This is a genomic window from Rossellomorea vietnamensis (assembly GCF_008180415.1).
GTDB classification, from domain to species: Bacteria; Bacillota; Bacilli; order Bacillales; family Bacillaceae_B; genus Rossellomorea; species Rossellomorea vietnamensis_C.
The window spans coordinates 17,323-32,022 of the sequence record NZ_VTEI01000010.1; the positions used below are offsets into that span (position 1 = coordinate 17,323).

Annotated in this window: 12 protein-coding genes and 1 pseudogene; 5 read left to right on the plus strand and 8 right to left on the minus strand. The window is 41.3% G+C overall.

Annotated features, from left to right (window positions below):
- Positions 1-301 precede the first annotated feature (301 nt).
- Positions 302-526 carry a DUF1128 domain-containing protein gene (locus FZC78_RS16740; RefSeq protein ID WP_148941264.1) on the plus strand — a complete coding sequence of 75 codons (225 nt, stop codon included), beginning with the start codon at positions 302-304 and terminating at the stop codon, positions 524-526.
- Between the two features lie 164 nt (positions 527-690).
- On the opposite strand, the gene FZC78_RS16745 is transcribed toward FZC78_RS16740, so the two are convergent.
- From FZC78_RS16745 to motA, 6 genes and pseudogenes are all read right to left on the minus strand, one after another.
- Entirely contained in the window at positions 691-1,212 is a 522-nt protein-coding gene (locus FZC78_RS16745) for a type 1 glutamine amidotransferase domain-containing protein (protein WP_148941265.1), read from the minus strand.
- A gap of 100 nt (positions 1,213-1,312) precedes the next feature.
- On the minus strand, positions 1,313-2,257 hold the full coding sequence (locus FZC78_RS16750) for a class I SAM-dependent methyltransferase (RefSeq protein WP_252183656.1): 945 nt from the start codon (positions 2,255-2,257) through the stop codon (positions 1,313-1,315).
- 38 nt (positions 2,258-2,295) lie between these two features.
- The gene (locus tag FZC78_RS16755; RefSeq protein WP_148941267.1) at positions 2,296-3,612 is read right to left on the minus strand and encodes an FAD-dependent oxidoreductase; all 1,317 of its coding nucleotides are present in this window, start codon (positions 3,610-3,612) and stop codon (positions 2,296-2,298) included.
- Between the two features lie 556 nt (positions 3,613-4,168).
- Positions 4,169-4,264: pseudogene (locus FZC78_RS24360) on the minus strand (hypothetical protein); the annotation flags it as partial.
- 53 nt (positions 4,265-4,317) lie between these two features.
- A complete protein-coding gene (motB, locus tag FZC78_RS16760) occupies positions 4,318-5,082 on the minus strand; it encodes a flagellar motor protein MotB (RefSeq protein WP_148941348.1) in 765 nt (254 codons plus the stop codon).
- Positions 5,069-5,866 (minus strand): flagellar motor stator protein MotA, encoded by a 798-nt coding sequence (gene motA / locus FZC78_RS16765; RefSeq protein ID WP_148941268.1) that lies wholly within the window; start codon positions 5,864-5,866, stop codon positions 5,069-5,071. The genes motB and motA overlap by 14 nt, the downstream gene beginning before the upstream one ends.
- Positions 5,867-6,176: 310 nt before the next feature.
- On the opposite strand from motA, the gene FZC78_RS16770 reads away from it, so the two are divergent.
- The gene (locus FZC78_RS16770; RefSeq protein WP_148941269.1) at positions 6,177-7,658 is read left to right on the plus strand and encodes a methyl-accepting chemotaxis protein; all 1,482 of its coding nucleotides are present in this window, start codon (positions 6,177-6,179) and stop codon (positions 7,656-7,658) included.
- Between the two features lie 71 nt (positions 7,659-7,729).
- Here FZC78_RS16770 and FZC78_RS16775 read toward each other — a convergent pair whose 3' ends face one another.
- Positions 7,730-8,104, minus strand: coding sequence for a DnaJ family domain-containing protein (locus tag FZC78_RS16775; RefSeq protein ID WP_148941270.1), 375 nt, complete (start codon positions 8,102-8,104; stop codon positions 7,730-7,732).
- A 251-nt stretch (positions 8,105-8,355) separates the two neighbouring features.
- Between FZC78_RS16775 and FZC78_RS23765 the strand changes: the two genes are divergently transcribed.
- Entirely contained in the window at positions 8,356-8,511 is a 156-nt protein-coding gene (locus FZC78_RS23765) for a hypothetical protein (protein WP_187444522.1), read from the plus strand.
- Between the two features lie 889 nt (positions 8,512-9,400).
- Here FZC78_RS23765 and hmpA read toward each other — a convergent pair.
- Entirely contained in the window at positions 9,401-10,642 is a 1,242-nt protein-coding gene (gene hmpA, locus FZC78_RS16780; RefSeq protein WP_148941271.1) for an NO-inducible flavohemoprotein, read from the minus strand.
- Between the two features lie 185 nt (positions 10,643-10,827).
- Here hmpA and FZC78_RS16785 point away from each other — a divergent pair, with 185 nt between their 5' ends.
- Together FZC78_RS16785 and FZC78_RS16790 are read left to right on the plus strand one after the other, a co-directional pair.
- Entirely contained in the window at positions 10,828-11,283 is a 456-nt protein-coding gene (locus FZC78_RS16785; RefSeq protein WP_148941349.1) for an RrF2 family transcriptional regulator, read from the plus strand.
- A 174-nt stretch (positions 11,284-11,457) separates the two neighbouring features.
- On the plus strand, positions 11,458-14,679 hold the full coding sequence (locus tag FZC78_RS16790) for a hypothetical protein (protein ID WP_148941272.1): 3,222 nt from the start codon (positions 11,458-11,460) through the stop codon (positions 14,677-14,679).
- Positions 14,680-14,700 lie beyond the last annotated feature (21 nt).

Sequence of the window (14,700 nt, forward strand, 5' to 3'; positions counted from 1 at the left end):
GTTGTTAGCTTGCACCTGTTTTCTTTCTTTAATCATATAACGATGAGAGCAAGTGAACAAATCTTAAAGACACCAACCTCTTCTATCTTCTTCCCGTTTCTTATCAGAACCTCTTTTTTACGGAGAGTTTTCTAAGAAAGGTTCCAGTGACAGAACAATAGTATTATTTATCCATCTGCGCTCTCATTCAAACATATCAATCGGCTTTGCCTCCCACCCTTAAGCGGTTTCATATTGACATCGCTCTCTAATAATGAAAAGATATTACTAATAACCAAACCCTAAAAGGATGGATGAAAAAATGGATCTTTCACAAAAATCAGCAGCAAACGTAGAATTTATGATTGAACAAATCAAAGAAAAATTAAGAGTCGTAAATGTCGGCGCCATTAAGCCTTCTCATTTTGATGGGGATATGTACGAAGAACTTCGTGATATTTACGAGATGGTTGAGCGCAAGAATAACTTTAGTCCCCGTGAAATGCAGGCAATCGTTGAAGAACTCGGGAACTTAAGGAAGCAGTAAAGCTTAACCACAAAGTGCAGTTATTGATGCTTTATGTCCTCCAGTAATCACTGGGGGCCTTTTTATTTGGCTGCTCAGCTTAACGTGGATGCTTGGTCTTTACTTATCAGGAATCTTTACAGTTTATAGGAAAGGACTGCCCTAATAGGCAGCCCCGTAATATTTTATTGTGCTTTCTTCAAAAGCTTTACTGATTCGCGGATAAATGCCGGGATGTCATCAGGGTTTCGGCTTGTGACAAGCTGGTCGCTGCATACAACAACTTCTTGATCTTTATATTCGGCACCAGCATATTCCATGTCGACTTTAATGGATTTGAATCCTGTCGCTGTTCTGCCCTCAAGTGTCTTAGCTGTAAGCAGCAGCTGCGGTCCATGACAGATAGCCAATACGGGTTTGTCTCCATCCATGAAGCTCTTTGTGAATTGAACGAAACGTTCATCTGCACGTAATTGGTCCGGAGAAAATCCTCCTGGCAGGAATAATGCGTCGAAGTCTTCAGGGTTAACATTATCGATAGCTTCATTAATTGAGACTTTTGCCTCACCCTGCTTACCCTCTACAGTCTTGCCTGCCTCTTTTTCAATAGTCACTACCGTATGTCCCTCTTCTTTAAATGCATCTGCTGGTTTGGTGTACTCCACGTCTTCAAACATATCTGTTACTAAACATGCGATTTTTGCCATTGTAACCTCTCCTTTTGCTCAGCATTTTTTTCTACACTTCATTTATTCCCTATGAAATTTCTTAAAAACATGCTCAGGGATATTAATTTATGGAAAAACCTTACTTCTTAAAAACAGCAATATACCAGCCGCCTTCTTTGATGATAGGATCAATGGATACCATCTTGAGCCCGGATTTCTTTGCAAAACTCTTCAGATCTTTTTCTGTTGGAACAGGATACAGATTATCAAATGTCATGAAAAAGCTGTTGAATGCACTTGAAAATTCTTTTCCATGCTTAGGCTTTTGGATGGGAGTTATAATCGAAAGAGCTCCATTCTTTTTAATCCATTGAGCAGCATTCTTAAAGAACCCAGCCCTTTCGCCTGGTTCAATATAGTGAAGAAGATTGTTGGCCATTACCAGCCTGTAGCGGTCCTCCGGCCGATACTCATTTATGTCTTTATTAAGGATTTCAATATTTCCATGTTCTTTTACTGCATCTCGGGCATTATCCGCTACTTCTTCATTCACTTCCACGCCGACCATTTTCTTATCCGGGAACTTTTTCGCCAATTTCCGGAGGTATCCTGCTTCCCCACAGCCGACATCCAGGATGGAATCCACTTTGTACCTTTTCATCACCTTTTCAACTTTTGGATAAGCAAGCTGTTCTAAAAGTGTGGAAGTTTTGGCAACCGTTGGTCCATGTACATCTGAATCAAAATGCTGCTTACTCTGATTCCTGAGAAGTTCGGGGTAGGCCAGTAATGAGGGAATATGAAGCTCCATCATTTCCTTTAAAATGATTCCTGAAGAAAAGCGATTGGATTTAGATTTTGGCAGTTTCCATTTCTTGATGGTCTTGACTTTCTCAGCTGATGTTCTTTTAAAGTGTTTGAGGATGATCCCAACTTCCACCCACTGCTCAAGAAGGTCATATTCAAGTTCTCTTTCCGCTGCCACTTCTTTTATTGATACAGGTTTTTTAAATGATTTAAATAAATCCAGCTCATATCCTACATAAGCATGCCAGCTCCGCAGGAACGGCATATTCTGTTTCATCCATCCCCTAGCCCGCCAAACCCTTATATACTCTCTTATCATACTAATTGCTCCTTCCATTTCCATGGGTAGTCCAGTCTATCCGTGAATAACTTGTCTTCTTTCTCTTGTTCTGTAAGCGGGGTGCTCCTCTTGGGAAGCAGGCCGCCTTGGATGAGCCGGTCTTTAATTGTGTCCTCCCACATACCGAGTCCTGATATATTCAGCATTTGTTTGAAATGAAGGATGGGATCTTGTTCAATCCTCATCAGGCTCCTTTTTCTCAGTTTCCCGACCGATTTATATGGATATGAATAGGCCAGGGCAGAAAGATGGCTCAGCTTCATTTGATTTTTAACCCTTTCCCTCCGCACATGGGGGTACCACTTTAGATTTTCTGTATTTAATTTCCCTTGAGAGTACATATCACATAAAAGCTCACCAAGTACATCTCCATCCTGAATGGCCATATTCATTCCTTCTCCCGCCATTGGATGGACAGTATGCACCGCATCACCAATTAATGCTTTATTGCCTTTTATATATTCTTCTGTATGATAGGCAACCGGCACCATGAGCTGAATGGTCTTCCAGTCCGGAATTTGGTTCACGTATCCCTCCATTTCAGGACATAATTCAATGTATAATTCATGGAAATGTTCAATTGGCTTTTTCCGCAGGTCTTTATACTCTCCTGCCGGAATGAGATATACCGACCGGACTTCGTTGTTCGGAAGGGGGAACAGCCCAAGGAAGCGATCGAAAGTCGATATGATTTTCCCTTCTGTAAAAGATGGGGGCCTAGGAAACGTGACTGTAAGAAAGTGATGATTGTACTGATTTTCTTCTTTTTCAATTCCCATCTCCTTCCTCGTGACCGATGCACGCCCTTCTGCGCCAATGAAAAAGGAGCTTTCATACAGTTCTTCTTTTTTATCTTTTCTATCTTCCACAATCGCCTTCCCTTCAGTGAATCCCTTGCAGCTGCTATTGGATTTATAATGAAAGGAAGGATAGGCAAGTGCAGCTTCCCTGATGATTTCCTTTAATTTTTCATGGTGGATCATCAAGGAATAGGAATACTGACCAGGCACAACATCGTATTTCATATTAGATTCATCAATGGAGCCAGCATTTTTATCTATTTCCAAAAGGTTTAATTCTTCGATAACATGTCCGTTTGCTTTGATATCTTCTAAAAGCCCCAGCTCGTCAAAAATCTGAAGGCTTTTAGGCTGAAGAAGTTCGCCTTTATATACAGGTGTTGGACCAGGAAGCTTCTCTATCACCGTTACGTCCACGCTGCATTTTGCAAGCTTGAGTGCAAGTGTAAGCCCTCCGATACCGCCGCCTGATATAAACACATCCGTCTTCATTTTGATCACCGCCTTTTCCCGGTATTTATCCTTTTTTTCAAATTTCGAAACCAGTCGATGGGCGGAGCATGCCTGCAGAAATTGCTGCTAGAGAAATTTTTCTTTAGAAATATTTCCCGGAAAATAAGAGCAATTGACGAGGGATAGGTTTTCTTGTGATATATCTGTACAAGACTTAAGATACCAGCCGCAAAAGCTGCCGATTTATGAGATGGAGTTCCATACAGCAGTCCGCAGATAATCAGGTTGTAAATAAAGAGCAGTGAATTTATCTTAGGGAAATGATAATCAAGTAGATGAATCAACTATTCTTAAGAAGAAAGATGCATCTCATCGGACTGTTTGTATTGCTGCCTTATGATTTTTCCTTGTGTACCAGGAATCTTCTCGGTGAACAGTGAGAGGGACCCTTTCATATTTGCTTAACAGAGATATCGCCGGAAGATTTCTCTTTCAAAGTCCTTTGAAAGAGCAGCAAAGTTTCGAGGAGAATCTTTTATGAGAAAAAAGCCGGCTGATGCATTGTGTACATCAGCCAGCTTCTTTTTAAGACTATTTACTTCTTTCCTATATCCTTGAGATAATAATGATCAGAAGTGAAAAACTCTTGAGTTAGCCTCTTCACTTCCTTGCTGAGAAGCAGTACGGCAATAAAAAAAGCGCACCAGCCAAATAGCTCAGGTGCGCTTTTAAATGCCAATATATTCACTGTATTACTCTCGGCAGAATCAATACTTCCACTCTTCTGTTTTTGGCTCTGCCTTCCTTTGTATCGTTATCAGCTAAAGGTTTGAATTCGCCAAAGCCTTTTGCACTGAACCACCGCGGATCAAGATTTTGGTTTCTCAAAATAATTTTCATGAAGTTGACGGCCCTCATGACACTAAGCTCCCAATTTGAGTCGTAGCTGGCATTGGAAATCGGGATATTGTCGGTATGACCACTGATGATGACACTTCTGGGAGTATCCATTTCCAGAAGTCCTGATAGTTCCCTTGCGACTCTCTCATCCTTACCTGCTACATTCGCTGATCCTGATTGAAAGAGTACGTTATCTCTTATAGTCAACAGAAGGCCTTCTGATGTAAGCTCTGTAGCGAATTGTTTCTGAAGCTCATTGGCTGTAATATAACCATTCACTTTGCTTTGAAGTTCTTCCAACTCTTGACGATCCTTCTTTTTTGCTGCTTCTAATTCATCGACAGTCAAAGGATTTTCGTCTTCCGCCTTTTTATTCTCCCCTAAATCACTTTCCGGAACTGGAGAAGGATACTCCATTACAGAGGCACCTCCAGTGAATATCTGATTGAAAGTTTGTGACAAGGCCTGAAACTTTCTCGCATCTACATTGCTAGCGGCAAAAAGAACAATAAATAATGCCAATAACAAGGTTAGTAAATCTGCATATGGAATCAGCCATGATTCATCAATATGTTCCTCATGATGTTGCTTCTTTTTACGCCGCCTCATCATTGACCACTTCCTCATCCGTAATTCGTTTTCTTTCACTTGCAGGTAAATATGATGCAAGCTTCTGTTCGATTACGCGCGGAGCTTCTCCTTCTATTATTGATAATATACCTTCTATCATCATCATTTTCTGTTTGACTTCCTGTTTTGATTTTCTTTTCAATTTGTTGGCAAATGGGTGCCAAAGGACATAACCAGTGAAAATGCCTAGTAGTGTTGCTACAAAGGCTGCAGAAATTGCTTGACCTAGATGCTCTATATCGTCCATATATCCTAGAGCGGCTATTAATCCTACTACTGCTCCAAGTACCCCTAAGGTTGGGGCATATGTGCCAGCTTGAGTAAAGATTAGAGCCCCAGCTTGATGGCGCTCCTCCATTGCATCAATCTCCTCATTTAGGACATCCCTGATGTAATCCGCGCTTTGTCCATCAACAGCCAGCCCCATCCCATTCTTTAAGAACGGGTCGTCAATTTCACTTGTCTTTGTTTCAAGGGCAAGCAGCCCCTCTCTTCTTGCTAAATCTGCCCATTCTGAAAACATACGGATTAACTCTTTAGGATCTTTAACTTCCGTTTCTTTAAAAATGATGCCGAATAACTTTGGCACCTTTACTATTTCCGATGTTGGAAAAGCAATTGTCACTGCTGCCACGGTACCCAAAACAATAATCAGTATGGCTGCGGGGTTAATCAGGGCTGTAATCTCCACCCCTTTTAACACCATACCTGCACCAACCGCTACAATTCCCAATACAACTCCAATAAATGATGTTTTATCCATAAAAATCACCCTAATTAATTATTCTTTCTTCTTATATCGGATGATGTAGAAATAATTAAAGGACAAATTTTGCATTTCAAAGATTTACACGTTTTTATCTTCAAATTTTCCTAATATGAATGGCTTGACCTATTCTCCCCTGCAGTTCAACATTCTGTCGGTATTTTTACTCAAAATTAATTATAAGCAGACAGAAAGTAAGAGTTAGTTCTACTATTTTATATTATTTTCCATTAAAGCTATTGAAAAATTGCGAAAACTGACGATAAAATAAGTAGAATGAATCACTAATCGACAGGAGAGACGTCCCATGACCATTGATGGTTTAAAACTGCAGGATTTAAAAAAGAAGAACCTTTTAATGCTGCTGCTCTATTCTGCTTCCTTGATGGCAGCTATCCTTTATACTGTTTTTAATAAAAACCCGTTAATTGAAACAATCCTCTACTCTGCCCAGCTCTCAGCCATGATTGTTTTCTTTCTCATTTTCCAGGCAGCTCTTAAAAAGTATCACTTGTTCCCCCTCTTTACTTTACCAGTTGTCTACATAATAATCGGAGTCGATATCCTGGTAAACGGCGGTTCTGGGAACAACCTGATCATTTTGCTGTTTCTTGCAGTTATCTCGGCCCTTCACTTTAAGCTTTCTCTATTCTCTATTGGATACGTCTCAGGTTTCATCCTGTTCATCATGAACAAGCAATTCTTTCAAGGACCTGGAGAAATTGATTCAATCTTTATTCCTGGAATTCTTGTTTATATAATGCTGGGAATTTTGCTGTACATTGTCGTCAAACTCAATACGAACCAATTTTCACAGCTTCAGAAGTTTATTGTAGAAGCTGAAGCCGAAAATATGAGAAAAGAAAATCAAAAAACTTTGCTGGAATCTGAATTGCAAACAATATTCAAAAGCATTAAGAAAGTGAATGATCAAATTCAGCACCATCTGCTCTCCCATAACGAGATGAAAACCGCACTACAGGAAATTTCGGCGGGCAGCCAGACCCAGAGCGACCAAATTAACAGCATTGCCTCCATTTCAGAGACTACGATGAGACAAATGGAAGGTATGGCCTCTATGGCAGAAGTACTGTTTCAGCATTCGGAAGAAGCGAATATCACTGCTATCAGCGGAACAGAAAAGGCAGACGGACTTCAGCTTGACATGAATGAGTTGAACACACTCATTGACGAACTTAGTATCACGTTCGCTGAACTGACGAATAAGTTTGAAGAAACGAACAGCTTTGTCGGCATAATTCAGGGAATAACAGAGCAAACCAACCTGCTTGCCCTGAATGCTTCCATCGAAGCCGCAAGAGCAGGTGAAGCAGGAAGAGGCTTCTCCATAGTGGCTGATGAGATCAGAAAACTTGCTGAAATGACAAGCACCACCGCTTCGCGCATCAATGAAAACCTTGCTTCTGTCAATCAGGTGAACTCCGCTGCACTGAAGAAGATGAATCTTAGCAGCAGCAAGCTGTCCGAAAACATTCAGGCTGTGGGAGATGTAAGCAGTTCATTCAAGGAATTGAGGTCCAAGCTTCACCTGCTTCAATCTGAGTTCCATACGCTGGCTGCTAATTCTGATTCTGTAAAAGAGCAAACCGTACACGCTGAACTTTCAACCAAAGAACTGGCTGCCGTCATCGAAGAAGCATCAGCAGGGCTTGAAGAGGTCAGCGCGACCATTGAAACATTGAATGAAGATACAGGCACCATTGCTTCATATGTCAATGAAACAGTGAAAAGTGCAGAAAAGATACAGGCCAACATCGATAATAAATAATGGCTGTACTCTGAAAATGGATATAGACGAAAAAAGGAGCATCCCGTCTGCAGAGGGGATGCTCCTTCAGTTTACAGAAGCTTTTTTTCTATTTTGTGTTCATAGTTTTTAAATACCGAACTATTCGTGCTGATTCTCTTCTTAGACATTAACCCATTAAACATCAGCAGTTTTTCATTCAAATTCTTTTTCAACTCTTCTTTCTCCAGCTGATCTTCGCAATCTCTGATTAAATCCTCTATTCGCAGCATTTCTTTTCTCAAGTGGTTTTCTTCTGTTGTAAAACCTGCATTTTTCATGATGCGGTGTGCCATACGAAGTTCTTGTGGAACATAGGAATCATCTTCCAGCTTCAAAGGTTTCCCATAACCTGGCAGCCGGTCAAACTCTCCGTCTTCGTAGGCTTTCTTGATTTTCTGTTCAGAAAGGATAGTGAATAAGTCCATGAAGATCCCCCTCCAGATTAAAAATTCAAGCACTCCACTCCCTAAAATCCCCTGTTTGAAAAGGGCATGGATAAGATAGTATAAAAAATAAGCGTAGAGCCAAATACTTACTATCATTATATCCTTTAACACATTATCGAACGTCTTCGATTCTGTCCATTTTTTGAAAATTACCCCAGGCATGATTTCTAACATAATATCTTCCGCAATGGCAAAACTAACAATACGATACAGGGAAAGGGGTGTTCATCATGAGCAGAGGAAAATCTTTTCAGCATAAAAAGAAAGGTCATCCAGGAAACAATCCTTCAGACTCACTGACCGAAAAACATACAAAAGAAAAAATTGAAGATGAAGAATATATCGTTACCCAGGAAGCATTCAAGAACCGTGTGGATGGGGATTGAGTTTTTGAGGGAATCTGCTTTTAGCGGGTTCTTTTTTATTTACTGAAGAAAAGATGAAAGAGACACCCGGACATACTTCGAGGTCACTGAAAAAGTCCACCAAAGACTTTTAATTGCTGAATCGTATTGTGCCGCTTTATGTGTTGTGAAGGGTGTTGGTTTCCGTTCAAGAAGCCCGCTCCACTTTGTTGTGCGCCTGATGGAATGGGCTTTATAGCGAAAGCGGCGTGTCATTTCATTAATTGGGGACCCAGCGGCAAAAATAAGCGAACTTTTTTCCCTTAATCACAAATTCAAGCTTATTTAGGGGTAAATAGAGGAACTTTTTACCCTTATATGATAAAAAAACTCATATTTTTAGTGTCTTAAGTTAAATAAGGGAACTTTATTCCCCTATCTTAGCTTTTTTCAGTGGTCTTTAGTAAATAACGGAACTTTTTTCCTCTATTTCCCACCAAAAAAGAACAACATTTGAAAGTACTATCGGTCACTGGATCTTTCTATCGACTAGATGAAAAACGAACCTTCCAACTCTAACAGGCAAATGTCCCTCAAATCATTACAGGATAATAAAGCCCATGTAGTATAGGGAAAGCACATACATTGCTTTTAAAGAAAGCTGTATTCGCATACATTGCGGCTTTCGGATATCCCCTTATACTAAGGTTTTCTCTCAAATCTGAGAGAGCAGCTCTTTCCTTTTCCTGTTTACGTGGTTATTCCGGTGAATATGTTTATTGTTTTCGGAATTAGACTGAAATAGCAACAAAGTTTACGAAAAGCGCCTAAAGAAAAAAAGTCAACTTTTCTTCCTATTTAAGGAAGGATAGTTGACTTTATCTTTGGTCATAACAAGCAGATTATAAAATTCAATAAATATTCAGTGCCCTTATTTGTTCCCCGGATACCTCTCACTAGAAATCGCTTCCTGCAATTCAAATTTCAAGGCGGGTCCAAAGAATTCGTAGCGGATGCGATCCAATGAGATGCCTATGCTCATTAATGAAGAAATGACGGCTTTCATGAATGGAGCAGGACCGCAGACATAGCAAGTACTGTCTCTGTCTACAAGGCTTTCCAATACATTTCTATTGATGTAGCCAAGATGGTCACAGCCTGCCTCAGAATTAATGTGACTTTCGTAAGCAAAAAATGCTTTTCCATTATCCATTTTGTCGATTATTTCTATTACTTCTTCTTTAAACGCCTGTACTTCTTCATTCCGGCTGGCATGCACGAATACTGTCTGCCTTGATGGATTCAGTCTGGATATGTCTTCAAGCATACTGAACATCGGAGTTATGCCTACTCCTCCACTGATGAGGGTGACAGGTGAATGGCCGCTTGGCTCAAGATAGAAATCCCCTGCGGGAGCGCTCACTTCGATCACATCTCCCGCACTCACCTTGTCATGAAGATAGTTCGATACCTTTCCTTCAGGAGAATATTCTGCCTCCCGTTTGACGGAAATACGGAAGTACTCTCCATTAGGTGCTGAAGATAAGCTGTATTGGCGATTGAAAAGATATTCCTCACCCGGCATTCCCAGCCTAACCGTAATATATTGTCCTGGTAAATAAGATGGCACCTTCTGTCCATCATTCGGTTTCAGATAAAAAGAAGTGATCAAAGAACTTTCGGTTTTTTTCTTGATCATGGTAAAGTCCTTGAATCCTCTCCAACCCGCTTCTTTTGCTTCAGCTTCTTGATACATTTCCTCTTCCACGTCAATGAAAACTTGTGCAATCACTCCGTATGCTTCACCCCATGCTTCCAGGATTTCATCGGTTGCTGCATCTCCCAAAACTTCCTCGATAGCCAGCAGCAAATGCTCCCCTACAATTGGATACTGTTCCGGCTTGATCCCAAGGCTGCGGTGCTTATGGGCAATTTGTTTCACTGCGGGAAGAAGTTGCTCCAGCCTGTCGATATTTTGTGCTGCGGCATATACAGTATTAGCAAGGGCCGTCTGCTGCCGGCCTTTCTTTTGGTTAACATGGTTAAAGATATTCAATAATTCAGGATGGTTTTTAAACAGTTTTTTGTAAAAATGAGATGTGATTTCCGTCCCCTTTATTTCTAAAACAGGGGCAGTTGATTTAATAATATCAATCGTTTGCTGAGCTAACATAAGATCGGTCCTTAAACATATATTTTTAATACACCTTTATGTTAGCTCCCGAATACTCTTAAAGCAATATTTCAAATACACCTTTAACTTTTTAGACACATTTAGACAGGTGCAGATTCAACTTGTATAATAAAAGTATCCTGGCAGCCTGCATATTTGAGGCTGCCACAATGAAGGTGACACAATTGAAACTTACTTTATATACTGATTACTCTCTGCGGGTACTCATTTACCTGGCAACAAGGACCGACGGCGAGTTGGCCAATATCAAGGAGATCGCCGACTCTTATCAAATCTCAAAAAATCACTTGATGAAGGTCACCCATGAGCTTGGAAAGATGGGCATTATAGAAACTATCCGGGGAAGAAACGGCGGGATCAGGCTCGCCATGGCTCCCTTGGAGATCAATATAGGCACACTTGTCAGAAAGACAGAGGAGGACTTTCATTTAGTCGAATGTTTTTCCCCTGAAAACAACACTTGCATCATCACGCCGGTCTGCGGACTTAAGCATGTACTTGCAAAAGCTTTGAAAGCCTACCTGGATGTTCTGGATCAATATACTCTGAAAGATTTAGTTCAGCGGCCCGAGGACTACCGTCTCCTGTTTTCATTAAATAACCCTCAAAAGAATGAATGATTAACCCCCGGCTGCTCTGGCCGGTTTTTTCATGATGAAAAACCTATCCATCTATTTACATTTTTTCTTTTTCCGTTAAACTCATTCTTAGTGCAATTCTCTTAAACTGCTTGTCAACGACTTACATGACATCGATTCTATTGAAAACATAAATTAAGAAATTCAGGTGATGAAATGAATAAAAAATATCTCTGGCTCTTTCTGCTCATTCTGCCGGCTGTCCCCTACTTCCTTTGGCTGTTAAAATCGGAAACACCTCTGAGTGTGGCTATCCTCGATAAGACTGTCCCGGCAGATGATTACAGAGAACACAGCGGGCTGACCTGGCTCCTCAATCACTGGAAAATTGTTCTGCCAGAAGACAGCAGTTCCTATCAACTGACTGATTATGCAGGCTGGCATCCTGAAAATGAAAAAGACGAAAAAATAAAGAACTTGGATTTGTCCACTATAAAACCTGATGTCATTTATATAGCCGACACCTACGGAGTATATCCTGAACAATCGGAAAACTCCGAGCGAGGGAATGACCCTATCTATGGCGGCTTAACACAGGAAGAAGTCTATCAAATAGAAAAGTCTTTAAAGGAAGATGGCTCCACCCTGATTACAGAATTCAACACTTTGGCCAGCCCGACAGATGAAAAAGCTAAAAAGTCCATGTATAACCTGCTGGGGATCCAATGGTCCGGCTGGACTGGCAGGTACTTTAATGAACTTGATCCTAATGAAAGTTCAGAACTTCCAAATTGGATTATTGACTCCTATCAATCTCAATCCTCCACCTGGACTTTTGCAGGTCCCGGATTTGTTTTCACAAACGAAGATGGAAGCCTGTTCGTCCTGGAGGAAGAAGAACATTACAACGAAAAAGGATTATGGATTGACTACACCGAAAAGGGCCGCAATCTATTCGAGCTGAAGGAATCCCCCTCCTACGGATACTGGTTTGACGTCATCCAAAACGATTCTGCGGAAGTATTGGGGAACTATAAGATGGACCTTACTGAAAGTGGTAAGACAGCCTTAGAGGAGTATGGTATTCCTGCTTCCTTCCCGGCCGTGACATTGCTTGAACAAGGGCCGTCCAAACGTTATTACTTCGCTGGAGATTTTGTTGATACAGGAAGTTCTCCAAGAATGCATAAGTATATTGGCCTTGAAAACATTCAGAAAATCTTCGCCTTTGAAAAAAAGGACAGGCCGCAGACTTTTTATTGGAAAGCTTATGTTCCGATGATGAAGGCTATCTTAAATGAGGCAAAAAACAGTGGTGAGGAAGCTGCTCAGCAAGCAGCAGATCCCAAGCCTATGCCTGCATTGGTGAAAGAGAATCAATATCAGGTCTTGAAAGATGGAAAATGGGAACAGCTGACAATCAAAGGCGTGAATATGGGAATTGCAAAGCCGGGCTACTTCCCTGGCGAAACTGCTATCACCCGTGATGAGTACTACCGATGGTTCGAAATGATTCATGAGATGAATGCAAATGCAATCAGAGTCTATACCCTTCATCCTCCTGGCTTTTACCAGGCTTTGAAACAGTTCAATGATGAACATAAGGATGATCCTTTGTATGTCTTCCATGGCATTTGGATTGACGAAGGGCCTCTGGAAGAGACGCTCGATGCGTTTGCACCTGGAAGCTCTGAACCTTTTATAGAAGAAATGAAACGGATTGTAGATGTTGTCCATGGGAACGCAAACATCTCAGATAAACCGGGACATGCAAGCGGAATTTATACTGCTGATATCTCTGATTATGTTATAGGCTGGATACTTGGGATCGAGTGGTACCCTTATATGGTTGAAAACACTAATAAGGTTCATGCCTCCATGGGTGAGTATGATGGCAGCTTCACTTATACAAAAGGAGCAGCACCATTTGAAAATTGGCTGGCGGGGATGATGGATACAATACTGGTTTATGATAATGAAAATTATGGCACCACCCGCCCTGTATCATTCACAAACTGGGTTACTACTGATTTGCTGGATCATCCATCAGAACCGCTTGAACAGGAAGACCTGGCCAGCGTGAATCCCAATGTCATTTACCTTAAGGAGGAGAAATCTGCGGGACAATTCGCCTCCTACCATGTCTATCCGTATTATCCGGATTTTCTAAACTTGGAGGAGAAGTATCTGAATTATGTAGACCATCGAGGGAATAAAAACAGTTATGCAGGTTATTTGAATGACTTACAGGAAGCACACCGCCTGCCTGTTTTGATAGCTGAGTTCGGGGTTCCGGGCTCAAGGGGAATGACACATGAAAACCCCTACGGCTGGAATCAAGGGTTCCATAATGAAGAAGACCAAGGAACCATTGACGCTTCCCTATTTGAAGACATCATAAACGAAGGGTACCTTGGCGGCCTTGTGTTTACCTGGCAGGATGAATGGTTCAAGAGGACCTGGAATACGCTTGAGCTGGATAATAGCGACAGGAGGCCTTTCTGGTCGAATGCCCAGACAAACGAACAGCAATTCGGCCTGCTCAGCTTTGACAGACACAAGGTGAAACTGGATGGCGATACGTCGGACTGGAAAGATGTACAAGCACTTTATGACCATACTGAAGAAAAACAATCCGAGCTTCAATCCCTCAAGATTGACCATGATGAAAAATACTTGTACTTGAATTTAAAATTGTCAGATTCAGCAATACAGGATTGGGAAGAAAGAGATATCCTCCTTCTTCTTGATAACGGTAAAGAAGGCGGAAATACGATTTCCACCTCAGACACCGATTTCGAGGGGATCGATTTTGTGCTACATCTGAATGGAAAGAAAAATTCCCGAGTTCTCACTGACAGCTTCTACGATCCATTTTATTATCAGTATAGTGAGCAATTGTCTTTCCTTTCCAGACAGCCGTATCACGGTACGCAAGGATCAGGTGTCTTCCATCCCATCAGGCTGGCACTGAATAAGCCGCTTTTCATCCCGAGTACTGGAGAAACCTTACCATTCAAAGCGTATGAAACAGGGAGATTAAAATTTGGAATCGGCAGTCCCGAAGACCCTGAATATGATTCACTTTCGGACTTTTACGTAAATGAGAAAGACGGCATTGTTGAGGTGCGGATCCCTTGGCTGATGTTGAACTTCAGAGATCCAAGCCAGAAAGAAATCATCGGAGATCTATGGAGCGCCGGCATGGATGCTTCAGAGGTAACCGATGGAATCAAGGCTTCTGTCCTTTTAGGCAGCGGGCTTGAAACGAATATCGAAAACCTGGCGATGAAAAACTTAAAAGTGACTGATATGCTCCCTGAAGACGGGAGTTCTGTAAAGAAGTATACCTGGGATAAATGGGACCTGCCTCAATATGAGGAGCGCTTAAAGAAGTCTTATTATATCCTTCAGGAATTATACGGAAAATACGAATAAGCAAAGAGGCTGGGACATAAG